This is a genomic window from Dyella sp. ASV21, assembly GCF_016428975.1.
Classification (GTDB): Bacteria; Pseudomonadota; Gammaproteobacteria; order Xanthomonadales; family Rhodanobacteraceae; genus Dyella.
Map to the genome: position 1 here is coordinate 1 of NZ_JAELTT010000063.1, position 23,329 is coordinate 23,329.

At 62.8% G+C, this 23,329-nt stretch carries 18 protein-coding genes and 1 tRNA gene; 12 read left to right on the forward strand and 7 right to left on the reverse strand.

Annotated features, from left to right (window positions below; translation table 11 throughout):
• The 4 genes from JHD67_RS16895 to JHD67_RS16910 all read right to left on the reverse strand — a co-directional run.
• Window positions 1-798: glucokinase (locus JHD67_RS16895; protein ID WP_199100397.1), on the reverse strand; the 798-nt coding region annotated here is incomplete at its 3' end.
• A 156-nt stretch (window positions 799-954) separates the two neighbouring features.
• Window positions 955-2,337 (reverse strand): cytochrome c, encoded by a 1,383-nt coding sequence (locus tag JHD67_RS16900; RefSeq protein WP_199100398.1) that lies wholly within the window; start codon window positions 2,335-2,337, stop codon window positions 955-957.
• Window positions 2,334-4,109, reverse strand: a complete 1,776-nt coding sequence (locus tag JHD67_RS16905) for a GMC family oxidoreductase (protein WP_199100399.1) — start codon at window positions 4,107-4,109, stop codon at window positions 2,334-2,336. Before JHD67_RS16905 ends, JHD67_RS16900 begins: the two co-directional genes overlap by 4 nt.
• A complete protein-coding gene (locus tag JHD67_RS16910; protein ID WP_199100400.1) occupies window positions 4,106-4,816 on the reverse strand; it encodes a gluconate 2-dehydrogenase subunit 3 family protein in 711 nt (236 codons plus the stop codon). The genes JHD67_RS16905 and JHD67_RS16910 overlap by 4 nt, the downstream gene beginning before the upstream one ends.
• Window positions 4,817-5,287: 471 nt before the next feature.
• Between JHD67_RS16910 and adiC the strand changes: the two genes are divergently transcribed.
• From adiC to JHD67_RS16925, 3 genes are all read left to right on the forward strand, one after another.
• Window positions 5,288-6,631 (forward strand): arginine/agmatine antiporter, encoded by a 1,344-nt coding sequence (gene adiC, locus JHD67_RS16915; protein ID WP_199100401.1) that lies wholly within the window; start codon window positions 5,288-5,290, stop codon window positions 6,629-6,631.
• A 39-nt stretch (window positions 6,632-6,670) separates the two neighbouring features.
• Complete coding sequence (locus tag JHD67_RS16920) at window positions 6,671-8,971, forward strand: Orn/Lys/Arg decarboxylase N-terminal domain-containing protein (protein WP_199100402.1); 2,301 nt, start codon at window positions 6,671-6,673, stop codon at window positions 8,969-8,971.
• Between the two features lie 176 nt (window positions 8,972-9,147).
• Complete coding sequence (locus tag JHD67_RS16925; RefSeq protein WP_199100403.1) at window positions 9,148-10,050, forward strand: cation transporter; 903 nt, start codon at window positions 9,148-9,150, stop codon at window positions 10,048-10,050.
• A 104-nt stretch (window positions 10,051-10,154) separates the two neighbouring features.
• Here JHD67_RS16925 and JHD67_RS16930 read toward each other — a convergent pair whose 3' ends face one another.
• Window positions 10,155-11,006, reverse strand: a complete 852-nt coding sequence (locus JHD67_RS16930) for a lysophospholipase (protein WP_343214389.1) — start codon at window positions 11,004-11,006, stop codon at window positions 10,155-10,157.
• A gap of 143 nt (window positions 11,007-11,149) precedes the next feature.
• A complete protein-coding gene (locus tag JHD67_RS16935; RefSeq protein ID WP_199100405.1) occupies window positions 11,150-13,411 on the reverse strand; it encodes a TonB-dependent receptor in 2,262 nt (753 codons plus the stop codon).
• Window positions 13,412-13,605: 194 nt separating this feature from the next.
• Between JHD67_RS16935 and JHD67_RS16940 the strand changes: the two genes are divergently transcribed.
• On the forward strand, window positions 13,606-18,132 hold the full coding sequence (locus JHD67_RS16940; RefSeq protein ID WP_199100406.1) for a DEAD/DEAH box helicase: 4,527 nt from the start codon (window positions 13,606-13,608) through the stop codon (window positions 18,130-18,132).
• Here the strand turns inward: JHD67_RS16940 and JHD67_RS16945 are convergent.
• Window positions 18,120-18,491, reverse strand: coding sequence for a nuclear transport factor 2 family protein (locus tag JHD67_RS16945; protein WP_199100407.1), 372 nt, complete (start codon window positions 18,489-18,491; stop codon window positions 18,120-18,122). The genes JHD67_RS16940 and JHD67_RS16945 overlap by 13 nt on opposite strands.
• A 186-nt stretch (window positions 18,492-18,677) precedes the next feature.
• Here JHD67_RS16945 and JHD67_RS16950 point away from each other — a divergent pair.
• From JHD67_RS16950 to JHD67_RS16985, 8 genes are all read left to right on the forward strand, one after another.
• Window positions 18,678-18,753, forward strand: a tRNA-Ile gene (locus JHD67_RS16950).
• 182 nt (window positions 18,754-18,935) lie between these two features.
• Window positions 18,936-19,301 carry an immunity protein YezG family protein gene (locus JHD67_RS16955; RefSeq protein ID WP_199100408.1) on the forward strand — a complete coding sequence of 122 codons (366 nt, stop codon included), beginning with the start codon at window positions 18,936-18,938 and terminating at the stop codon, window positions 19,299-19,301.
• 508 nt (window positions 19,302-19,809) lie between these two features.
• Window positions 19,810-20,283 carry a hypothetical protein gene (locus JHD67_RS16960; RefSeq protein ID WP_199100409.1) on the forward strand — a complete coding sequence of 158 codons (474 nt, stop codon included), beginning with the start codon at window positions 19,810-19,812 and terminating at the stop codon, window positions 20,281-20,283.
• Window positions 20,284-20,348: 65 nt separating this feature from the next.
• On the forward strand, window positions 20,349-20,621 hold the full coding sequence (locus JHD67_RS16965) for a hypothetical protein (protein ID WP_199100410.1): 273 nt from the start codon (window positions 20,349-20,351) through the stop codon (window positions 20,619-20,621).
• A gap of 56 nt (window positions 20,622-20,677) precedes the next feature.
• A complete protein-coding gene (locus tag JHD67_RS16970; RefSeq protein ID WP_199100411.1) occupies window positions 20,678-20,929 on the forward strand; it encodes a hypothetical protein in 252 nt (83 codons plus the stop codon).
• A gap of 64 nt (window positions 20,930-20,993) precedes the next feature.
• Entirely contained in the window at window positions 20,994-21,380 is a 387-nt protein-coding gene (locus JHD67_RS16975; protein ID WP_199100412.1) for a hypothetical protein, read from the forward strand.
• A 172-nt stretch (window positions 21,381-21,552) separates the two neighbouring features.
• Complete coding sequence (locus tag JHD67_RS16980) at window positions 21,553-22,239, forward strand: pyridoxamine 5'-phosphate oxidase family protein (protein ID WP_199100413.1); 687 nt, start codon at window positions 21,553-21,555, stop codon at window positions 22,237-22,239.
• An 85-nt stretch (window positions 22,240-22,324) separates the two neighbouring features.
• Window positions 22,325-22,573, forward strand: coding sequence for a hypothetical protein (locus JHD67_RS16985; RefSeq protein ID WP_199100414.1), 249 nt, complete (start codon window positions 22,325-22,327; stop codon window positions 22,571-22,573).
• Window positions 22,574-23,329: the final 756 nt, after the last annotated feature.

A 23,329-nucleotide genomic window follows, 5' to 3' on the forward strand; every position in this document is an offset into this window, starting at 1 on the left:
CAAGCTGAGCACGAGATCGCCGGCCACGCTACCGAAAATACCCGCCAGCGTTTCCACCGTGCGCACGCACAGCGGATCGCTACCGGTTTCCGCGCGCGCGGTGATGTCCTCGGGCGTGTATTCCTCCGCGGGTTGGCCCGCGATGTCGGCAAGGGCCAGATAGAGATTCACCAGGCCGTTGCCGCAGATCATCCGTTCGTTGGAAACGCGGCCGAAGCGCTCGTTGAGGCGATGCAGGATCTCCACGTCCTCCGCGGTGTGCGCGGCGAAACCGGCGTGGCCACCTTCGGTTTCCAGCACCGTCCAGTGACCCTGGCGGCGCAGCAGCCCCGCCACGCCCAGGCCGGTGCCCGGGCCCATCACCACGAAGCTCTGCGTTTCGCGCTGACCCAGCGTCGGTAGCGGCTGCGGGCCAACGGCCGACAGCTGCTCATGGGCCAGTAGCGGCACAGCCATGGCCTGCGCCGCGAAATCGTTGACCAGATGCACCGACTCCATGCCCAGCTCGGCTTGCAACGTGTGCGCCGCGACCAGCCAGGGATTGTTGGTGACCTTGACCGTCTCGCCCTCGCTCACGCGGCCAGCGGCAGCGATCACCGCACGCGGCGCTTCGTGACCGGTATCGCTGAAGTACTGGCGAATGGCCTCGGCAAGCGAGCCATAGTCCTTGACGCGGTAGCGCCGCACACTGTCATCCATCAGCGGCAATGCACGGCCGGTATCGGCCAGAGCAAAGCGCACATTGGTGCCGCCGAGGTCAGCAAGCAAGGTCGGGGCGGCACGATCGGGCGTTCTCATGGACGGTCCTGGGTGAGGGAGACAGTAAGGGTGACGCCCTCGGGCTTTTTCGTCCAGTGGTGCGGTGCATTGCAGGCGCAAGCCAGCTCCATTCGTGGGCGCATGGAGTGGCTTTGGCCGTCCAAGCGGCGACTCCCGCACGGCGCGCTTCCGCCGTCAGGGCTGCTGCGCGCGCGGATCGTAACCGGTCATCAGCGGCTGGCCGGCCGGCGGCAGATGGCGCAGCGCGCGTATCTGGTCGGCCCGCACCGCACCGCTGCGATTGCCCCAACTGGAGCGCACGAAGGTCAGCAGCTGGGCCACTTGTTGGTCGCTCAGCCGGTCGCGGAAGGCGGGCATGCTGAACTGGGTGGGCGCGTCGCGACCGGCGGGCACGGTGCCTCCGTGCAATACCAGTCGGATGACCGAGGCCGGGTCGGCGCCGTTGAGTACCGGGTTGCCGGCCAGCGCGGGATAGACCTGGCCGTAGCCGTGCCCGTCGGTGCGGTGGCAGGTAGCGCAATTGTCCACGTAGAGCTGGGCGCCCGCCTTGCCGACGTTGCCGCTGGCGAGTGCGGCGTGCGTGGCCTGGTCGTCGTTGAGCGCGGCCTCCTCGCGTGCCGGCGCCAGCGACTTGAGGAAATGCGCGATGGCGGCGAGGTCTTCATCGGACACGTATTGCGTGCTGTGCGTCACCACATCGCTCATGCCGCCGAACACGGCGCTGCGTTCGCTGCGACCGGATTTCAGCAGCGCCACCAGCTCTTCTTCGCTCATGCTGCCCAGGCCGCTGGCCAGCTCACCGCGCAGACTGGGTGCGATCCAATGATCGCTCTCGCCGCCGCTCAGATAAGTGGTGCCATCGGCCGGGTCCAGCGCCTTCTCCTGCAGGGTGATGGCGCGTGGTGTGTGGCACGCGCCACAGTGGCCAAGGCCTTCCACCAGGTACTGGCCACGGGCGAGGGCTGCGTCGCCGGTGGCGGCCGTTTGCATGGGCGACACCTTGGGTGCGAACAGCCAACGCCAATAGGTGAGCGGCCAGCGCATCGACAGCGGCCATGCGATGTCTTCGGCGCGATTGGCCTGGGTTACCGGCGTCACGCGGTGCATGAAGTAGGCGTACAGCGCCTCGATATCCTGATCGCTGACCTTGGCGTACGAGGGGTACGGCATGGCCGGATACAGCGTGTAGCCGGCTGCGCTGATGCCACGGCGCACCGCGCGCTCGAATTGGCCGTAGGTGTAGTGCCCAATGCCCGTAGCGGCATCGGGCGTGATGTTGCTGCTGTAGATCGTGCCCACGGGCGACGCGATGGGCAGGCCGCCCGCAAACGGTTTGCCGCCCGGCGCGGTGTGACAGGCCGCGCAGTCGCCCACGCGCGCCAGGTATTCACCCTGCTCGATCTGCTCGGGCGAGGGCATTGCCGTACTTGCCGAGGCGTCGCCGCCGCCATGGCCAAACAGTCGCGTCGCCAGCCAGGCCAGCGCCACCAACCCGAGCAACACCACGATGACCCGCAACAGGCCACCACCGCGCCGACGTGAGGCGACGGTATTCATGCCTGCACCAGAGGGCCAGGGTTCTTGAGGTAGTTCTCCCGGATCGCCTTCACCGAGTTATAGGTGAGGCCGCCGATAAGGCCGGTGGGGTTGTAGCCCAGGTTTTGCGGAAAGGCCGATGCGCCCGTCACGAACACGTTGTGCACATCCCAGCTCTGTTGGTAGCGGTTGAGCGCGCTGGTTTCCGGCGAACTGCCCTGGATCACCCCGCCGGTGGTGTGGGTGGTCTGGTACTGGCGAACGTCATAGTGATCGCCGGGCTTGCGCAAGGTAAGCGAGGTGGCCTTGGGCTTCATCTGCCGCACGATGTCCTGCGCGCGACTGGTGACGAACTGCGACATCTTGTATTCGTTGTCGTGCCAGTCGAAGGTGATGCGCAGCAGCGGTTGCCCGAACACGTCCTTATAAGTCGGGTCCAGGTCGAGATAGCGGTCGCGATACGACATCACCGAGCCGTGCGTGGCAACCGTGGTGGCGTGCAGATAGCTTTCCTTGGCGGCCTTCTTCCACGCCGCGCCCCAGCCTGGCGTGCCCGGGGGCACGATCAATTGCTGGATCGGCCGGCCGCCCGTCTGGCCGCCATAGATATACGCGCCACCCACGAAACCGTGCGCCGCATGATCGAAATGGTCGGAGTTGAAGTCGTCCACGATCTGCACACCGCCCGAGCCGGCGCCGATGAAAGGATTGATCGCCACGTCCTGGTCGAAGAACACGCCGAGGCTGCTCATCATCTGGTACGCGTAGTTCTTGCCGATCACACCCTTGCCGGTGTTCGGGTCGTACGGTGTGCCGATGCCGGAGAGCAGCATCAGGCGCACGTTGTGCATCTGGAATGCCGAGACGATCACCAGGTCAGCAGGCTGTTCCACTTGCCGGCCTTGCGCGTCGATATAAGTGACACCCGTGGCGCGCTTGCCGGTGGAGTCGAGGTTGATCCTGGTGACATGGCTATGGGTGCGCAGCGCGAAATTGGGCTTGCGCATCAGCACCGGCAGGATAGTGGTTTGCGGCGAAGCCTTGGAATACATGAAGCAGCCGAAGCGCTCGCAGTAGCCGCACAAATTGCACGGTCCCAAGCGCACGCCATGCGGGTTGGTATAGGGCTGCGAAGCATTGTCCGAAGGCTGCGGGAACGGGTGCATGCCAAGCGCGCGCGCTGCATCGGCAAACAGCCTGGCGCCGTATGTGTCGGCCACCGGGGGCGTAGGATAATCGCGCTTGCGTGGCCCTTCGAAGGGATTACCGCCTTCCTTGATTTCACCATTGATATTGCCGGCGCGACCGGAGGTGCCGCACAGCACTTCAAACTGCTCAAGGAACGGCTCCAGTTCGTCGTAGGTAAGGCCGTAATCCTGGATCTGCATATCGTCGGGCATGAACTTGGCCCCGTAGCGTTTGCTGATATGGCTATGCAGCTCCAGGTCTTCCGGCGAAGGACGGTAGTGCTGCCCGTTCCAGTGAATGCCGGCGCCCCCCACGTTGTTGCCGAACAGGAACGAGCCGTATTGGCGATAAGGCACCGCCGTATCGCCCACTGCGTGGCGAATGGTCACGGTTTCGCGGGACAGCGGCTGAAACAGCTTGCCGCGTATGCCATAAGCCAGCTCATCGGCATTGTGCGGGTAGCTAAAGTCGGGCGAGGTATCGCGATAGGCGCCACGTTCCAGGGCGAGGATATTGAGCCCGGTGTCGGCCAGTTCGATGCCCATGATGGCGCCCGTCCAGCCGAACCCCACGATCACCACGTCCACCGGCTTCATGCGGATCATGCCTTGTCTCCCTCGATGGACACAGGGCCCAGCGGATAGACCTTGCCGGGCTGCTCCACCCAGTCGGCGAAGTCCGCCCGCGCGCCGGGGAACCCAATCATCTTCCATGCCGCCATGTGCTTGTTGCCGCCGTACATCGGGTCGGCGAAATAGCCCTCCTTGGTGTTGGTGAGCAACTGCGCAAAGAAGCTGGTGGCGGGTAGTTGATCCAGTGTGATGTCGCCTTTCTCCAGGGCATGCAGCACGCCATCGCGCTCCTCGGGTGACAGTGCGGCAAACGTCGACTGGTGTTGCTTCTGGCACCAATCGTCGATGGCGGCGATGGCGGTGCGGTAGAGTTCGCGCGGGTTGAAACGCAGCTGATAGCCCAGCGTGGGATGCGTGTCGGGCGCAAACGGGCCCTGCATATACCAGAAGCCGCCGTGGCCATAGGCGCCTTCCATCTCGCGGTCGATGAACTCCGGTACGCCCGCTTCCAGGGCGCCGGGTCCGTGTTCGTCGGCGGGAATCAAACGGTCGACCGCGGCCTGCAGGAACTCCCATTCGGGTGCGGTGAAATAGCGCGGCGTGTAGGCGGCCTGTGCGGCGGGTGCGGCGCTTTGCGTCTGTGCCAGCGCACTCGTGCCGAGCAAGCCCACGGCCGGCACCGCCGCCATCGATTGCCGCAGGAAAACCCTTCGCGAAGGCGAGCTTGGCTTGTTCGACATGACATTCCCCAATGCAGTCGACTGAAAAGGCGCGTCCTCCATGCTGGCGCGCTAAGCGAAAGCAAAATGTGAAAGTAGGCCCATGGCGCTCAGCCTTCACAGTATGTCGACCAGCGACGTGCGGAAAATCCCAGTGAAACGTCGTCCTTGGCGCTCGCGCAGCCGTCGCGAGCCAGTCGCACGGAAGGACCGCCGCGTCGACGCTGGCGCTGTGGAACGCTCTGTGTCGCCGCGGACGAAGTAGGCGTTGGTCCAGACAGGGAGTGTGCAATGCCAGGGTGCATCCGGAGTCATGCGCCACAGGGAACCAGGGAACGGTGCGCAGCGCTTGCATGGCTCCAGGGAGGCTCGGCGTGATCCCACTGACGCGCCCGCGCAACATGACTCGTCTATTCCTTGACGCTCGCGGCGCTCGCCGTGCGGGCGTCTGTTTGCCTTTTTCTTTCCTCGTACTCGCTCGGGAGCCTCGCCATGGCAGATGACAAGCGCAAGATTGGTGTCGTAGCGGCCACGTTCCTGGTGGCTGGCAACATGATGGGCTCGGGCGTGTTCCTGTTGCCCGGCAGCTTGGCCAAGATCGGCAGTGTGTCCATGTGGGGCTGGGTGGTCACCACCATCGGCTCGCTGCTGCTCGCCTTCGTGTTCGCCAAGCTGGGCCGGCTCGCCCCCAAGGCAGGCGGCCCCTACGCCTATGCGCGCGATGCCTTCGGCCCTTACATGGGCTTCCAGACCAACACCATCTACTGGTTTGCCAACTGGATCGGCAACGTCGCGCTGCCGGTGGCGGCGGTGGGCTATTTCAGCTACTTCGTACCCGCCCTGGCACAGCCCATGGTGCGCACCGTGGTAGTGCTGGTGCTGATCTGGTTGTTCACCTTCGCCAATATCCTGGGTGCCCAGGTGGTAACACGGATTCAGTCCATCACCACCTCGTTCGCGCTGATTCCGCTGTTCGGCATTGCCATCTTCGGCTGGTTCTTCTTCAAGAGCGATGTATTCGCGGGTGCCTACAACGTCACCGGCAAGAGCGATTTCCAGGCCATCTCGGGCGCCGCCTCGCTCACCTTGTGGGCGTTCATCGGCGTGGAGTCGGCATCGGTATCCGCGGCGGTGGTGAAGGACCCGGAAAAGAACGTCGCCATTGCCACCATCGCGGGCGTGGCCCTCGCGGCGGTGGTGTATATCTCCAGCTCCGCCGTAATCATGGGCATGATCCCCAACGACCAGCTGCAAGTGGCCGATGCGCCGTTCGCGCTGGCGGCGCAGGTAGCGCTGGGCAATATCGGCGGCGGCGTGGTCAGCCTGTGCGCGGCCTTGGGTGCGGGCGGTTCGCTCGGCGGCTGGATCCTGCTTACCGCGCTCAGCGCCAAGGCGGCCGGCGATGACGGCCTGTTCCCCAAGATATTCAGCAAGGCCAACAAGGACGATACCCCGGTGCAGGGGCTGCTGATCGTCGGCGTGCTGATGTCGCTGATCGTGCTGATCACGGCTGCTTCGCCCACCGCATCGGCGCAGTTCGAAGTGATTACCCAGGCGGCCGTGGTGTTGACCCTGTTGCCTTACATCTACTCGTGCGTGGCTTGCTACTTCGCGGTGGAAACCAGCCACACCGTGGCGCACACGGGCATCTACTGGGTACTCACCAGTATCACCGTGGTGTATTGCCTGTGGGCCATCTTCGGCACCCAGGGTGACCTGGTCACCTACGCCTTCCTCTTCATGCTGTTCATCAGCGTGTTCTATCCCTTCTTCAGCGAACAGCGTCGCCGCGACCGCCAACTCAAAGTGGCACCCGCGCCCGCCCCGCGTTCGTGATGTCTTCCCTCGCCCCCATGCAATAAATGGAGTCCGGTCATGTACTTCAACTCTCTCGATTACCCGGTGGTCATCATCGATGCCGATTACGATTCGCCGCGCATCAATGGCATTCTGATCCGGCAGCTGGCCGACGAGATTCGTGGCTACGGCCATCGGGTGCTGAGCGGCCTCACCATGAGCGACGCCGAGGCGGGCGCGCGCACCTACAACGCCGCTTCGGCGGTGCTCATTTCCATTGATGGCACCGAGGAAGGACCGCACCAGTTCGATCGGCTCTACGACTTCCTCAACACCCAGCTGGCCTATCGCGAGAACCTTCCCATCTTTCTGTATGGCGAACGTCGCACGGTAGAGCAGGTGCCGACCAAGCTGCTCAGCATCACGCACGGCTTCATCTTTCTCTACGAGGACACCAAGGCCTTTATTGCCAAGCAGGTGATGCGCGCCGCCGATGAGTACATGAACAATCTGCTGCCGCCATTCTTCAAGGCGCTGGTGAAGCACGCCGCCGAATCGAACTATTCCTGGCATACGCCCGGTCACGGTGGCGGCGTTGCGTTCACCAAGTCGGCGGTAGGACGTGCGTTCCACCAGTTCTTTGGGGAAAACACCTTTCGCAGCGACTTGTCGATATCGGTGCCGGAGCTGGGCTCACTGCTCGATCACACCGGCCCGATCAAGGCCGCCGAGGCCGAGGCAGCGCGCAACTTTGGTTCCGATCACACGTTCTTCGTCACCAATGGCACCTCTACCGCCAACAAGATCGTATGGCACGGCGTGGTGGCGCGCGGCGATGTGGTGTTCGTGGACCGTAACTGCCACAAGTCGTTGCTGCATTCGCTGGTGATGACTGGTGCCATTCCGGTGTACTTCACGCCCAGTCGCAATGCGCATGGCATCATCGGCCCGATCAGCCTGGACCAGTTCGATCCCAAGGCGATGGCCAAGCGCATCGCCGAGCACCCGCTGGCGAGCAAGGCGGCGAAGGCCAAGGGCAAGGACTTCAAGCCCAAGATCGCCGTGGTCACCAATTCCACCTACGACGGCCTTTGCTACAACGTGGAGAAGATCGCCAAGGATATCGGTGGCGGGGTGGATTACCTGCACTTCGACGAAGCCTGGTATGCCTATGCCGCCTTCCACGAGATGTACGACAACCACTACGCGATGGCCAAGGGCAAGCCGCGCGACCAGGACCCGATCATCTTCGCCACGCACTCCACCCACAAGCTATTGGCGGCGTTCTCGCAGGCATCGATGATCCATGCGCGCAACAGCAAGACGCGCAAGCTGGACGCCGATCGATTCAATGAATCGTACATGATGCATACCTCCACCTCGCCGCACTACGGCATCATCGCCTCCTGCGATATCTCCTCGCGCATGATGGAAGGGCGCACCGGTCACAGCCTGATCGAGCAGATGCACAAGGAGGCCATCGCCTTCCGCCGCGCCGTGTTGCACGTGGGCGATGGCATCAAGAAGAACGATTGGTGGTTCAGCGTGTGGCAGCCTACCGAGCTGCGCGATCGCCTGGACGAAGGTGAGCGTGCCGCCGCACCGGTAAGCACCAAGCAATCGGATTGGAAACTCGCGCCCAAGGCTGCCTGGCATGGCTTTGGCGACCTGGCCCGCGACTACGTGATGATCGACCCGATCAAGGTCACCCTGGTGACGCCGGGCCTGACCATGGACGGCAAGATGGAAAAGCGGGGTATTCCCGCCGCCGTGGTCAGCCGCTTCCTATGGGGACGCGGCATCACGGTGGAGAAGACCAACCTCTACTCTTTCCTGATCCTGTTCTCCATGGGCATCACCAAAGGCAAGTGGAGCACGCTCACCACGGAGTTGCTCGCCTTCAAGGAGCTGTACGACGCCAACGCGCCGCTGGACAAAGCGTTGCCCTCCCTAGCGGCCGATCATCCCGAGGCCTATGCCAACACCGGCCTGCGTGACCTGTGCGACGCATTGCATGCCTTCAACACCAAGAACAAAGTGGCGCAGGTGATGCGCGAGATGTACGTAGAGCTGCCCGAACCGGTCATCCCGCCGTCGGAAGCCTACGATCGCCTGGTTCGCGGCGAAGTGGAGCGGGTGGACATCGACAAGCTGTCCGGCCGCCTGGCTGCCACCATGCTGGTACCGTACCCGCCGGGCATTCCGGTGATTATGCCGGGCGAGAAGTTCGGCGGGCAGGATTCGCCCATCATCGAAATGTTGCGCATCGCCAAGGAACAGAACGAGAAATTCCCCGGCTTTGAGTCCGACGTGCACGGCTTGATCATCGAGCCGGGCGACAAGAGCCCGCGTTACGTGGTGGAAGTGCTCAAGCGTTAACGGCCGGGCAGCAAGCCCGCGTCGGCGGCGATCACCCGGGAGGGTGGTCGCCGTTGTTGCGCGAAGTCACGCGAAGCATCGATCTGCATACCCGGCGTTCCGCCAAGCGCGTACACGACCCATTGAATTTGCCCGACGCCGATTCGCCCCGCCGTTACCATCAGCGCGAGTCACCCATGGATACTTCTCGCGAACAACAACAGCTTCGCCTATCCATCGTCGTCACCTTTCTGGTGGGTGCCGCGTGCGTCGTCGTGGGCTTGGCGATGCACTCGCAGGCCATCGCTTTCGACGGTTTCTACTCGCTGGTGGATGTGGTGCTCACCGCGGGCTCGCTGTTGGTGTCGCGGCTGATCGCCAGCGAAGGCAGCCGTCGCTTCCAGTTCGGCTATTGGCACCTGGAACCCCTGTTGTTGGCATGTAACGCCGCGGTGCTCACCGCCATTTGCAGCTACGCCGCGTACAGCGCCTTGCATGGCTTGCTCACCGGCGGTCATGAGCTGGCGTTCGGCTTCGGTGCGATCTGGGCCGCGGTGATGGGCGTGGCCAGCATGGGCATGGCATGGCTGATGCGACGCCGGGCCATCGAGCTGCGCTCGGAGCTGCTAAGGCTTGACGCGCGCGGTTGGCTGATCGGTGGCTGCATCAGCGTCGCCGTGCTGATTGGCTTCGCGCTGGCCGAGGTGATTCAGGGTGGGCCGCTGGACCATTGGACCCGCTACATCGACTCCAGCATTCTGCTGCTGCTTACCGTGGCCCTGCTGCCGTTGCCGTTGAGCAGCCTGTGGCAGGCGCTACGCGAAGTGCTGCAGTTGGCGCCCGATCAACTGGACCAACGCGTGCGCGACGTAATGGCGCGGCTTGTCGACGAACGCGGTTATCTGGGCTTTGCCAGCTACGTCGCCAAGATGGGGCGCATGCGCTTTATCGACATCCATATTCTGGTGGAATCGGGTCGCCCGTTAGGCACCATGGGCGATGTCGATACGGTACGCTCGGAAATCGCCCAGCGGCTGGGTAGCGATATCCGCGCCGAATGGCTCACCATCATGTTCACCGGCAAGCGCGAGTGGATGTAGCCAGCACTGGGCCCTGGGCATTCTGCGCCCTGCACCACGCCGTCATTCCCGCGACAACGGGGAGCCAGCGTCGTCCTGGCGCGGACACGCCATCCAGGCCGACCTCAAGCCAGCTTCTGCAACCAATCGGCCAACTGCTTGAGCACTTGGCTGCGCGCCGGCTCCGCTTCATTGAATAACTCGTGATAGAGCGCGTCGAAGTAGCGCGTGGTGATGCGCTGCGTTGCCATGGCGGCAGTGGAGAAATCGCGGCTGCCTGAAGGTTCCACCAGCTTGTCCGCACCCGCCACCAGCAGCAATGTGGGTACGTTGAGTTGGGCGGCATCGCGCACGCTGCTGGCACCCGCGCGGAAAATGAAGTCGGCCATGCGCGGGGTGATCCAGCCGTGGCGTAGCGGGTCATTGCGGTAGGCCGGCTGCACCTGCGGATCGTGCGAGAGCTTGTCGAACGGCAATCCGTTGGGCAGCGGCAGATTGGGCAGCAGGCGCGCCAGTCCGGCGGCCAGGTGCTGACGCCAGGTCGGCTCCCAGGTACGCAGCGCGGGCGAGGACAGCACCATCGCGGGGGGCTGCAGGCGTCCATCGAGCACCGCGCGGGCGGCCACCAGTCCGCCCATGCTGTGGCCCAGCAGCAGCGGCGGACGCGGCAGCTGGGTGGCGTAGTCGTTGTAGACGGTGGCGAGGTCTTCCAGCAAATCGTCGCCGTGCGGCAGGGCGCTGCGACGACCCGGAGTCTGGCCGTGGCCGCGCTGGTCGTAGCTGCGCACCGCATAGCCACGTGTGCGAAACCAGCTGGCCAGTCGCTGGTAGCGGCCGCTGTGCTCGCCCAGGCCATGCACGATCAACACCGCGTCATGCGCGCGCGCCGAAGGCCAATCCCGCACGAAGAGCGGCTGACCATCTGCCATGGTGAGGAACTGCGACTGCTCGCTGGCGTGCTCGCCCGGGTGGTTCACGTGTTGGTCTCGACGATAAAAGGCCCGATTTTGCATCAAGCCAGCCCATTGTGTCCGCCGAGGGTGCAAAGAAAAGGGGAGCGGCCAGGCCGCTCCCCCTCGTGACACCAGGCTTCTGGCCGGCCCGGGGCCGGCCGCCACCATCACAGCTCGGTCTTGAACTCCACGCCGATAATGCGCGGATCGTTGACGAAAGCCGTGCGGTTGTTGAAGTCGATCGCCCCCGTGATGTACTGCTTGTTGGTGATATTGCGGCCGTACAGGGCAATTTCGCGCTTGCCGAAATCCCAGTTGTAGCCCAGGCGCAGGCCGCCCTCGAGCACCGGCTTGCTGCGGAATTCCTCCGACTGATACAGGAAGAAGTTCACCTGGCTGCGGTAGCTCCAGTCGGTGTAGACGAAGAATTCGCCGCTCTCGCCGTAGGGGATGCCATAGCGTGCGGTCATGTTGCCGATCCACTTGGGCGCGTTGGGCAGCGGGTTGCCATCAACCAGCGCGTTGCCCTGGGCGTTGAGCGGGTCGACCACGGTACAGGGCGCGCCGCAGACGGCCACCGCCAGGTTCGGGTCCTTCAGCTCGGTGTGGTTGTAGCTGCCTCCGGCGGTGAGCACGAAGTTCGGCGTGAGGTAAGCCTCCAGGTCGAACTCCGCGCCGTAGCCCTCGGTCTTGGCCGCATTGATCAGGCGGGTGATGTTGATGTCGCCGCCCACCGCGGTGAGCTGTTGGTTGTGCATGGTGTAGTCGTACACGTCCGCGTTGAAGCGCAGGCGGTTATCCATGCCGGTGGTCTTGATGCCCAGCTCGTAGGAGGTGATCGTCTCCGGCTTGGCCTGCGAGATGAAGTCCGCGAACAGCACGCGGCCCTGCACGCTCGGTGCACGGAAGCCATTGGCGATGCGACCGTACACGTTGACGTTGGGATTGAGCGTCCAGGTGCCGGTGAGGTCGCCGCTCCAGCGCGCATCGTGCGGGTTGGCGCCCAGTGAAAGCGGGCCGGCGCCGATCGGCGACAGGTAGCGATCCACGTGGAAGTCACGCGAGTCGTGCGACCAGCGTGCGCCTGCACGCACGTCGAAATCATCGGTGAGGTGATAGTCGGTGGAGCCGAACACGGCCCACGCCGTGGTCTGCTGCGTCTGGCGGGCGTAGCCATCCATCGCGTGGTTGTTGAGCGTGTTGTAGTCGTAATTGACGATCGCGATGTCTTCGTTGAAGTAGTACGTGCCCACCTGCCAGCTCAGCCGATCCTGCGGATTGCTGGCCAAGCGGAATTCCTGGGTGACCTGGCGATCGTGCGGCAGCGCATCGGCGGTTTCCGAGGGGAACGGCGTTACATACGCTTGCTGGCTCGGGTTGTTGGGAATGGCGATGCCACCGTCCACGTCGCCCAGGCTGTACGTATCGGCCTTCTCGAAGCCGGTGATCGAGGTGAAGGTGTAATCGCCCAGGTTCCAGGTGAGGTGCACATTGCTGCCCCAACTGAACAGGTGCTGGCGGTTGCGGCCGTCCTGATACACCACGTCGCGGTTGAAGCCCGGCACCAGGCTGTCGCTGCCCAGCTCGATGGCGTTGGCGCGGTTCACCATGGCGCTGCCGTCCAGCCAGCGCGCATGCGTATTGATCAGCGCGTTGAAGCCTTCGGTGTCGTACATCGCCTGCAAGCGCACGGCGCGGTCGTTATAGCCGCCGAGCGAATCCTTGGCGCCGGTGTAATCGTTGGAGATCCAGCCATCGCGATGCTGCGCCAGGGCGGATACGCGGCCCGACCAGTTGGAGCTGAGGGCGCCGCCCAGCGCGGCTTCCGCGTTGGCGGTGCCCTTGCTGCCGTAGGACACCTTGGCGTAGCCGCTGGTCTCCTGGCTCGGCTTGACCGAGTCGAACTTGATCACGCCGGCCGGCGAGTTGCGGCCGAACATGGTGCCCTGCGGACCGCGCAACACTTCCACCTGATTCAGATCGAACAGCGGGAAACCCTTGAGAATCGGGTTCTCCTGCACGATGTCGTCGTACACCATCGACACCGGCTGGGAGGCGTTGAGGTCGAAGTCGCTGTTGCCCAGGCCGCGAATGTAGAAGCGCGGGAACTCGCGACCGTAAGAGGTTTCGGCGTACACGCTGGGCGCGCGAGCGGCCAGTTGCAGCACGGTGTCGCCGGCCTGACCGTAGTTGTCCAGCTTCTCCGGCGTAATCACGGTCATCGACACCGGCACTTTCTGCAGGTTCTCGACGCGCTTTTCGGCGGTCACGTTCACGGTTTCCAGTTGCACCGGCTTGCCGCTCGGCGACTTGCTGGGGGCGCTGGCGGGCGCGTTGGCGTCCTGGGCGTGGGCAGCGTTGCCAAGGGCAAGGGCGCTGGCAATGGAAAGGGCAAGCACGGCAAAGCGCGTCGGGCTGGCGGCGGTCATTGGTAAATCCCCAGAGAAGGAAAGAAAGGCAACGCAATCCGCCGAAAGAACGTACCGATGCGTACGGCGGTTTAACGATATTGTCACGTAATTATGTTCGAGACTGAAGCGAATAATTTCGTGCTTGCTTGCCGTACGGTCGTATCGACCCCATCTCTCAGCCTGTGAGAAACGTTGGCGCCACACTTAAGTTCATGCCACTGCACGATTTTCATCCTGCCGTTGCGGCCTGGTTCCAGGGCGCCTTTCCCGCGCCGACGGCGCCGCAAATAGCCGCTTGGCCGTCCATTCACGCCGGACGACCCACCTTGGTGGCCGCGCCGACAGGTTCGGGCAAGACGCTTACTGCCTTTCTTTCGGCCATTGATGGCCTGGTACGCGAAGGCGTGGCGCAAGGTGGCGCGCTGCCCGATGCCACCACCGTGGTCTACGTGTCGCCGCTCAAGGCGCTCTCCAACGACATTCGCATCAACCTCGAAGCGCCGTTGGAAGGCATTCGCGCCGAACTGGCCAAGCAAGGGCTGCCGGATGTCGCCATCCGCACCGCGGTGCGCACCGGCGATACCCCGCAGGCCGAGCGCACCTTTATGCGCAAACAGCCGCCGCACATCCTGGTGACCACACCTGAGTCGCTGTACATCCTGCTCGGTTCGGAGTCTGGTCGCGCCATGCTCGCCAGCACGCGCACGGTGATCGTGGATGAAATCCACGCGCTCGCCTCCAGCAAGCGAGGAGCGCACCTGGCGTTGTCGCTGGAGCGTCTTGAGTCGCTATGCCAGCGGCGCCTGCTGCGCATTGGTTTGTCGGCCACGCAAAAGCCGATTGAAGACGTTGCCCGATTCCTCGTCGGAGCCCACGCGCAGCTTCCGATGACGTCGAGCGAACCTTCCCATCGCGGCTCCACCCAATCCAGTGGTGGCGCCGCCGCCGAAACCGGCGGTGACGTGTTTGCGGCCGGTGCACCGCACGAGATCGCCATCGTCGATGTCGGGCACGTGCGCGCGCGCGACCTCGCTATCGCTGTGCCTCCGGTGCCGCTGGAAGCGGTGATGTCCAACGATGTGTGGGAGCTGGTCTACAACCAGCTGGCGAGCCTGGTGGAGGCGCACCGCACCACGCTGATCTTCGTGAATACCCGCCGCATGGCCGAACGCGCCGCGCGGCATCTGTCCGAGCGACTCGGCAAGGTGGCGGTGGCCGCCCATCACGGCAGCCTGGCCAAGGAGCAGCGCCTGGATGCCGAGCAGCGGCTCAAGCGCGGCGAACTGAAGGTGTTGGTGGCAACCGCATCGCTGGAGTTGGGCATCGATATTGGCGATGTGGATCTGGTATGCCAGATCGGCTCGCCGCGTTCCATCGCGGCCTTCTTGCAGCGTGCGGGCCGCTCCGGCCATGCGGTGAATGGCACGCCCAAGGCGCGCCTGTTCCCCACCACGCGCGATGATCTGGCCGAATGCACGGCATTGCTCGATTGCGTACGGCGTGGCGAACTGGACACGCTGATCCAGCCGCCGCAGCCGCTGGATGTCCTGGCGCAGCAAATCGTGGCGGAAGTGGCCTGCCAGGAATGGAGCGAGGACGCGCTGTTCGATCTGGTGCGGCGCGCCTACCCATATCGCGCGCTAACTCGAGCGCAGTTCGACGCCACCGTGCGCATGCTGGCGGAGGGCTTCACCACCAGGCGCGGCCCACGCAGTGCCTATATTCATCGCGATGCCGTGCATGGTCAGTTGCGCGGCCGTCGTGGCGCCCGCCTCACTGCGGTTACTTCCGGCGGCGCCATCCCTGACACGGCAGACTATCTTGTCGTGCTGGAGCCGCAGGCGACCATTATCGGCACCGTCAATGAAGACTTCGCCGTGGAGAGCCTTGCCGGCGATGTATTCCAGCTTGGCAACACCAGCTACCGCATCCAACGTGTGGAGCGCGATCGCCTGCGCGTGGAAGACGCCCAAGGCGTGCCGCCGAATATCCCATTCTGGCTGGGCGAGGCGCCCGGCCGCACCGCCGAGCTTTCGCAGGGCGTGTCGCGTCTGCGCGAGGACATCGCTGCCCGCCTGGACGAGGGCGGCCTGCCGTCAGCCTTGCACTGGTTACAGCACACGCTGGGTTTGAGCGAAGCCGCCGCGCAGCAGCTTGCCGAGTACCTGGCGGCCGCCAAGGCCGCGCTGGGCGTGCTACCGACACAGCATCAGCTGGTGTTGGAGCGCTTCTTCGATGAATCGGGCGGCACCCAGCTGGTGATCCACACGCCGTGGGGAAGCCGCATCAATCGCGCCTGGGGTTTGGCGCTGCGCAAGCGCTTCTGTCGCCAGTTCAATTTCGAACTCCAGGCCGCCGCTACCGAAAACGCCATCGTGCTGTCGCTGTCCACCAGCCACAGCTTTCCGCTGGAGGAAGTAGCGCACTACCTGCACTCCAACACCGCCGAGCATGTGCTGGTGCAGGCGCTGCTGGATGCGCCACTGTTTCCTGTGCGCTGGCGTTGGAACGCCACCACGGCGCTGGCCTTGCCGCGCTTCCAGGGTGGTCGCAAAGTGCCCCCGCCGTTGCAGCGCATGAAAAGCGAAGACCTGCTTGCCACGGTGTTCCCCGATCAGGTGGCATGCCTGGAAAACATCGTGGGTGAACGCGAGATTCCCGATCACCCATTGGTTAACCAGACGCTGCACGACTGCCTGCGCGAAGCCATGGACGTGGATGGCCTGCTGCACATCCTCAAGGGCCTGGAGCAGGGCGCCATTCGCGTGATCGCCCGCGACCTCGCCACGCCCAGCCCACTCGCCGCCGAAGTGCTCACCGCCGCGCCCTACGCTTACCTCGACGATGCACCGCTGGAAGAGCGCCGCACGCAAGCCGTGCAGTCGCGTCGCTGGAGCGATGCCGACAGTGCAGATGATCTTGGCCGCTTGGACCCGGATGCCATCGCCGCCGTGCGCGAGGAAGCCTGGCCGCAGGTGCGCGGCGCGGACGAAATGCACGAAGCACTAGGCATTCTCGGTGGCATCACCCGCCAAGAGGCAAGCGCCAACGAAGGCTGGGATCACTGGCTGGCCGCCCTGTCCAAACAGCATCGCGCCACGCGGCTAACGCCCACGTCCTCGAGCGGAGTAGGCGATGGTGAGCATGCGCGCGAGCTTGCGCCGGATGCCGGCGCGAGTGGCGCCATCTGGACATCCGCCGAATCGCTGCCCAAATGGCAGGCCGTGCATCCAAGCCTGCGCCTGCAGCCACCTATCGACGCCCCCGCCGAATATGCAGCGCAGCCGTGGAGTCGCGAAGACGCCTTGTTCGAACTCGTGCGTGGCCGACTCACCGGCTTGGGCCCCGTCACCGTGCCCGCGCTGGCCGCCTCCCTCGCAGTGCCGCCCAGCGCTATCGAGCTGACCCTGCTGCGCCTGCAGTCGGAAGGCTACGTCATGCAGGGGCAATTCACCCCCGGAGCAACCCAGGTGGAATGGTGCGAACGCCATCTGCTGGCGCGCATCCATCGCTACACCATCGGGCGCCTGCGTCGAGAGATCGAACCGGTTAGCCGACGCGATCTCATGCGCTTCCTGTTCGAATGGCAACACGTGGCGCCCGGCACGCGCCTGAGCGGCCCGGATGCGCTGCCCGCCGTCATCAACCAATTGGAAGGTTTCGAAGCCGCCGCTGGCGCATGGGAAACCGAGCTGCTGCCCTCGCGCATCGACGATTACGCCATCACCTGGCTGGATGACGTGTGCCGCGCTGGCCGGGTGAGTTGGAGCCGCTTGCGTGCGGGCTCCGGCAGCAGCGGCCCGGTACGCGCCACCCCCATCGTGCTGTTGCCGCGTCGCAGCCTGCCACTGTGGACAGCGATGGCCTCCGGCGACGACAAGCCGCAGGAGCCCCTGGTGTCCTCCCGGGCGCAGGCCGTGATCGACGCGTTGCGTGATCACGGCGCGCTGTTCTTCGACGAACTCCTGTCCGCCACGCATCTGCTGCGCACCGAACTGGAGGACGTGTTGGGTGAGCTGGTGGCCGCGGGGCGCATTACCGCCGACAGCTTTGCTGGCTTGCGCGCGCTGCTGGTTCCCGCCGCCAAGCGCGATGCCCATCGCCATCGACGCCTGCGCCGCCACATGCTCACCGGTATCGAGGACGCCGGCCGCTGGTCGCTGGTGCGCACCCATCCTCTGCCCCTGGGAGAGGCCAAGCCCGGCAACCCAGGCGAGGGACGGACAAAGCCCGTGGCGGCAACCGGCCCCGACACCCTTGAACACATCGCCCGTACCCTGCTGCGTCGTTACGGCGTGGTGTTCTGGAAACTGCTGGAGCGCGAAGCCCCTTGGCTACCCAACTGGCGCGAACTGTTGCGCGTTTATCACCGGCTGGAAGCCCGTGGCGAAGTGCGGGGTGGCCGCTTTGTCGAGGGCCTGGTGGGCGAGCAATTCGCCCTGCCCGAAGCCGTGGCGAGGCTGCGCGCCGTGCGTCAGCAAGAGCCGCGTGGCGAGCTGGTGTGCATCAGCGGCTCCGACCCACTCAACCTGGTGGGCACCGTGCTGGCTGGCGCCAAGCAGCCGGCCGTCATGGGCACGCGCGTGCTCTACGAAGACGGCGTGCCGGTAGCCGCGTGGGTTGCCAACAAGGCGCATTGGCTGGTGGAGGCCGCCGTCGAACAGCAGCAGCGCTGGCGTAATGCCCTGTTGCGACGTGCCGAGCACGAAACGCTAGCCCTGCCCAATCACTCGCTGTAATCGGCGATATATACCAGCAGACCGTCGAGCTGGCGGAACATGCTGCGCCCGCTCATGGTGATGGACTGCCCCGCGCGCACGCCGTTAGGCAGATCCACCGCAAACGTGCCGTCGAACAGAATCTGCACCGTCGCCGTGCCTTCGTGTTCCTCATAGGCCAGCACCAGCTGGCGCCGCGCCGAGAACAGGTAGCGCGAGCTTTCCGCCAGGTGGCGAAGCTCGTTGACGCCCTGGGTTCGCACGCTCAGCACGCCCGCCGTGTAGTTCTCGAAAACCACCTCGCGATGCATGGTGGCCAGCATGCCATCCACATCCATCCGGTTGTACGCGCCAAGGTAACGTTCAATCAATTCGCGCATGGCGCCATTCCTCAAAGCGCCAGGCCTCGGCGCATTGGGCGCGAGTCTACGTTAACCGCGCCCATAATCCGACCATTCCCACCCGCCACCGGGGCCATCCGCACCCCCGCCCCGTCGACGCCCCCACCCCAACACCGTTACCATGTCCGCCTCCCATCGCCCGCGCGCAACGCATTGGCATGTCATGGGCCTATAGCTCAACGGTTAGAGCAGGGGACTCATAATCCCTTGGTTCCAGGTTCGAATCCTGGTGGGCCCACCATAAATTCAGTGGTTTTGTAGTGTGTGTGCACTTACCCATAATTTGGCCGTTTTGGCCAAATTATGGTCACCTCTTACCCATAATTTGTCCGCCTTAGGCAATCGCTAAGGTCCGCTACCGACCCAAAGCCGACATTGGCACTTCAAAGGGAGCTACTAAATGTGATTGACCAGGTGGAAAGAATGGACCAATTCCAGATCATTCAAGAGATCGCTAGCAGAGCCATTTCCGGCACCGAGACGGGTTGGACTGAGCTGATGATCTTGTACTACGTGGAAGAGGATCACAGCATGTTCTCCAACAGCTATTTGGTAGCTCATGATGGCGTGATACGTGAGCGATCCGCGCGGGTTTCCAATGATCTCGATGGCTGGCTTAGGAAGTTGCGAGCTGAACTGGCCCAAGGGGGTAAGCAGCCTTTCACGTCGTGCAAGCTGCATTTACGGGCGGATGGAAAGTTTGATGCTTCATACGGATATGACCCGGTGGACTGGGACGGGTTGATTACTGCCGGCTGGAACTTTCCATCGGTGACATCTTTGCACTAGCCACAAGGCGAGATGGGGCGTCCCAATGGGGCTGGCCTCGTCACATGTCTGTGCGATGCCAAGCGGAGCTAAGATTCGGCCCAGCAATGTCCGCTCCCGACCCATTGCGGACGCTTAGAGTGAACAACATGTCAGGGGGAATGGTGTGGATTTCAGTAGATTTTTGAAGCTTGCGTCCGTGACATTGCGTTTTGCCACGGCACCAATCGTTTTGGCATGGGTCTGGGTTTGGGCAGCGATAGTAAGAGGTCCCTTATCCCCTGATCCGCTGACGCAGCGCGTCGTACCCGTACCAAATCATGGGCATGACGTGTACATAACCGCGCTGCAAAACAATCTTCTGCATTGGCTGGTACCTGTGGGCATCGCTCTGGGTGTCCTTAGCTATGTCGCGGGCTGGCTGGCAGAAAAATCGGGAAACCTCACGAAGAAATAAGGTCCGCTCGCGACCCCAAGCGGACCTTCCTAAGGTGAAACACGGTAGTCTGCCAACCTGGTCAAGGATTCGATGATGGTGATGCAGTCTGAGGCAATTGCGGCCGTAGACGAGGCCTTCGGTTTTCTGGCAAAGCCTGATCATTTCACGAACTTCACGCATTGCGGTGAGTGCGCGGAGCATGACGGGCTTCTAAGAAATCGCAATCGTGAGACGCTCACATTTCAAGACGTTGGAAATCCCGGGTGGGAACCAATGTGCTTTTCAAGCGCCGAAGGCATGGCGTTCTACGTGCCTTCGCTTGCTCGGCTAGCGTTTACCGATCCGCCTTACGGGTATGACTGGTACGGCTACCAACTGCTATTTCATCTCTATTCTGGCGGGCTAGACAACAAGCTTTATACGTACTGCAATGCCGCACAGAGAGCTGCGATTGCGGTCCTTATAGGTGCGATGATTGAGCTGAAAACCGCTGAAATCGAAGCGGCTGGCAGCGAAGATGAATTTCTTCGGGCGTACCAAATTTGGGCGCACGGAAAAGCTTGAAGTATCGATGGACTGGCTGCGGCGCGTCCGCTGCCGACCCGGGGGACAGATTTCAAGGGGGAAACATGGCCGAGAAGGATGACAGCTGGCTCACCGATCAGGCAGATCACCTAATCGGCGTCACGCTTATACATCGCCAATGGACTCAGGCCTCCGTCCGTGACGATCATGACCATTGCGCACTCTGTTGGGCCAAGTTCGCGAGGCTCGACCTGCCTGGCGAACTGCATGTTGGGTGGTGTACATCGGATGGGCGGCACTGGGTCTGCCAGCAGTGTGTCGATGACTTTAAGGTTCGTTTTCAGTGGGTTTTGAACGACAACCTTGCGATTGATTGAAACGTCCGCTTCCGACCCATTGCGGACGTTGGGGAGAGGACTGGATTATTCGCACCATGTACACGATCACCATTTCCAGCTACACGGATAGCCCCCGCGCCACGGGGTGGACCGGGCATGCTGGGTCGGAGCTTCCGAAGCGTTTGCGGCGAGCCTTGCAGGGGTCTCCACGCGAGATTCGATTGATCACCCAGCGCGTGATGTTGAAGCAACCTGTGATCATTGAGCGAATCAGTGAGTCGGAAATAGAAGGCTTGCGCGTGATTCTGGAAACCCTTGGTGCAGAACTTGAGGCCAAGTTAGGCTAGACGTGGGAGGTCCGCTTGCGACCCAAAGCAGACCTAATTCATAGGGGACTCTAGGGAGCCCGGTATGCCCAACCTGCCTCATTCCATTGAGCTGCACGATTCGACGATTAGCGGCATAGAGACGCGCGGCAATTCGCTCTTGATCACGTTCAGTCACGCTTACGTGCATTTGGATGGGAAGGGTTGGAGCCAGCAGGTGGAGATTCAGATCGACGAGCCGTGTCTTGGTGGTGACCCGGTTTCGTACCCAGCACAGGTGGCGGGCGGCCGGCTCGTTACAGTCGAGGGCCCCTATGACAACCTGCTTATGCTCCCATTGTCGACAAAGGGGCCGATCCAGCTGGAGATCGAGTTCGTTTCCGGGGCAGTCGTTCGCATCAGCGGGCGCGGGCTTGTGGTCAGTCCCAAAGGGGTCATCACTTTCCTGGAAGAAGTGGCCGGAAAGCTGTAGGTGCAATGTCCGTTTCCGACCCAAAACGGACGTTGCCAGTCGTTGCCGGCGTGCTTTGTGGAAGGTCTGTGAAAGGAAATATTGTCGGAATGATGCGGTGTATCGGCACCTGGAACTGACCGGTTCCATCGCTTGAGTGCACCATTGCCACCGACATCCAGGGATCTCATTGATGACGACCGAGTCGCCCACAGACGAATGGCTTGCCTTTCCCAAGACCGATCGGAGCCGCATTCGTCGCGAGCCGCATCTCGGCAGTTACCTACACTCAGATGTCTATTCGGTCGTGGATGCCAGTCCGCTGTGTCATGTGGGGTATGTCATTGACGGACAGCCTTTCGTTACCCCGACCATGCATTGGCGCAAAGGCAATCGTCTTTACTGGCACGGCTCGATAGGCAGCCGCTTCCTGAGGCAGGTTGATGGCGCACGCGTCTGCATCACCTGCAGCCTGGTGGATGGATACGTGCTGGCGAGGTCAGCGCTCAACCACGCCGTGAACTATCGCTCCGCCATGATGTTTGGCGTAGCCCATGTCGTGGAAGGACTGGAAGAAACGGAGCGTGCCCTCCGTGACTTCATGGATGGCCTCTTTCCTGAACGCTGGGACTCGCTGCGTCCCGTGCAGGAAAAAGAACTGAAGGCAACGTCGGTTCTCTGGATGGAAATTGAAGAGGCAACGGTCAAGAGCCGAAGTGGTGACCCTTCTGATGCTGATGAAGCGCACGTACCGGTATGGGCAGGTGTTATTCCAATGGAAACGGTCTTAGCGGGAAGCCGCACCGCGCCCGAGGTCCCTGAATCCATTGGGCTACCGGGTCCCTTGGCAGGCCTGATCGCTTCAGGGCGACTTCGATAGCTAACGGAAGACCGAAATTTTATGTCCGCTACCGACCCAAAGCGGACATCGTGGAATGTGGGCTCAGGTCGAGAGAGGGGAAGGCATGAAGGTTGAGATCAGTGGATTGCGATCGCCGAACCTTTTCGCAAATCGTATTGCGCCGGCCTCCTTGGTTGACGTGGCCTACGTTGATGAAGTGATCGATCACGGCTTGGTCCGGCTAACGACTGATCAAGCGCTCGGCGATCTCACGGCGGAAGCGGACCGGGTATGGCTTATCCGGCAAGTTGAAGCGGCATTGAGCAGTCATGGTGAGCCAACGACAGGGCTCGCTTATCGGTTTGAATCGTAGAGTGCTAACGTCCGCTACCGACCCACAGCGGACGGTTGCTGCACGATTGGTCGTGACAATTTGGCGAGCGAGGTTGCAAGTGCGAATACACCCATACGCAAGTGGACCCGGCAGGCCTGCCTTGCTATCGCTGGCATTGGCCGCGCTCCTGCCGCTGTCCTTTTCGTGCTTCGCTAAGGCAACTGAGTTGTCATGCGAGGGAAGTGCGGAGGGGTCAAATTACGCGCTTCACTTGTACTTGGATGGCGCGACCGTCATGGGCTTTCGACTCGAAAGTTCTGTCCAAAGCGGGGATGGTGATTGTGAGTTGGAGGCTTCTCGGGATGGGCAAGCTGCCTCGCAGTTCTTGAAGGCCCAGTGGGCTTCAAATGCTGGGGTCACGACGATTTCCATCAAGGACACCGACGGCTTTCATGACCCCAAAGGCTACGCGACGGTCGAGATTCGCAGGGGCTCGGAAGGCTATTCCCTGGCATATCACATGGATGGCGCCGCGAGCGCATGCGGCGTCCGTGGCTACCTGCCAAGTAAGGTTGTGCTTGCCCCTGGGCAGAAGCACTGTAAAGAAGGCTAAGCCAGAATTGGACGGTTCTTGGGCTGGAATTTGGAACGGTCGTGAGGTCCGCTTCCGACCGAGGCTGTGTGAAAACGTAACGCCGATGGTCGAGATGGCCGGTCGCTCGGCTCGTTATGCCAACGCATGGCTTCGAGTCGAAGCGATGCCATCAGGCCATGATCGCCTGCATCAGTGGCCTC

Excerpts from the sequence above, each read along its gene's own strand:
- JHD67_RS16900 (WP_199100398.1), bottom strand. The coding sequence starts at position 2,337 with ATGAATACCGTCGCCTCACGTCGGCGCGGTGGTGGCCTGTTGCGGGTC.
- JHD67_RS16905 (WP_199100399.1), bottom strand. The coding sequence starts at position 4,109 with ATGATCCGCATGAAGCCGGTGGACGTGGTGATCGTGGGGTTCGGCTGG.
- JHD67_RS16910 (WP_199100400.1), bottom strand. The coding sequence starts at position 4,816 with ATGTCGAACAAGCCAAGCTCGCCTTCGCGAAGGGTTTTCCTGCGGCAA.
- adiC (WP_199100401.1), top strand. The coding sequence starts at position 5,288 with ATGGCAGATGACAAGCGCAAGATTGGTGTCGTAGCGGCCACGTTCCTG.
- JHD67_RS16920 (WP_199100402.1), top strand. The coding sequence starts at position 6,671 with ATGTACTTCAACTCTCTCGATTACCCGGTGGTCATCATCGATGCCGAT.
- JHD67_RS16925 (WP_199100403.1), top strand. The coding sequence starts at position 9,148 with ATGGATACTTCTCGCGAACAACAACAGCTTCGCCTATCCATCGTCGTC.
- JHD67_RS16935 (WP_199100405.1), bottom strand. The coding sequence starts at position 13,411 with ATGACCGCCGCCAGCCCGACGCGCTTTGCCGTGCTTGCCCTTTCCATT.
- JHD67_RS16940 (WP_199100406.1), top strand. The coding sequence starts at position 13,606 with ATGCCACTGCACGATTTTCATCCTGCCGTTGCGGCCTGGTTCCAGGGC.
- JHD67_RS16945 (WP_199100407.1), bottom strand. The coding sequence starts at position 18,491 with ATGCGCGAATTGATTGAACGTTACCTTGGCGCGTACAACCGGATGGAT.
- JHD67_RS16955 (WP_199100408.1), top strand. The coding sequence starts at position 18,936 with ATGGACCAATTCCAGATCATTCAAGAGATCGCTAGCAGAGCCATTTCC.
- JHD67_RS16960 (WP_199100409.1), top strand. The coding sequence starts at position 19,810 with ATGATGGTGATGCAGTCTGAGGCAATTGCGGCCGTAGACGAGGCCTTC.
- JHD67_RS16965 (WP_199100410.1), top strand. The coding sequence starts at position 20,349 with ATGGCCGAGAAGGATGACAGCTGGCTCACCGATCAGGCAGATCACCTA.
- JHD67_RS16970 (WP_199100411.1), top strand. The coding sequence starts at position 20,678 with ATGTACACGATCACCATTTCCAGCTACACGGATAGCCCCCGCGCCACG.
- JHD67_RS16975 (WP_199100412.1), top strand. The coding sequence starts at position 20,994 with ATGCCCAACCTGCCTCATTCCATTGAGCTGCACGATTCGACGATTAGC.
- JHD67_RS16980 (WP_199100413.1), top strand. The coding sequence starts at position 21,553 with ATGACGACCGAGTCGCCCACAGACGAATGGCTTGCCTTTCCCAAGACC.
- JHD67_RS16985 (WP_199100414.1), top strand. The coding sequence starts at position 22,325 with ATGAAGGTTGAGATCAGTGGATTGCGATCGCCGAACCTTTTCGCAAAT.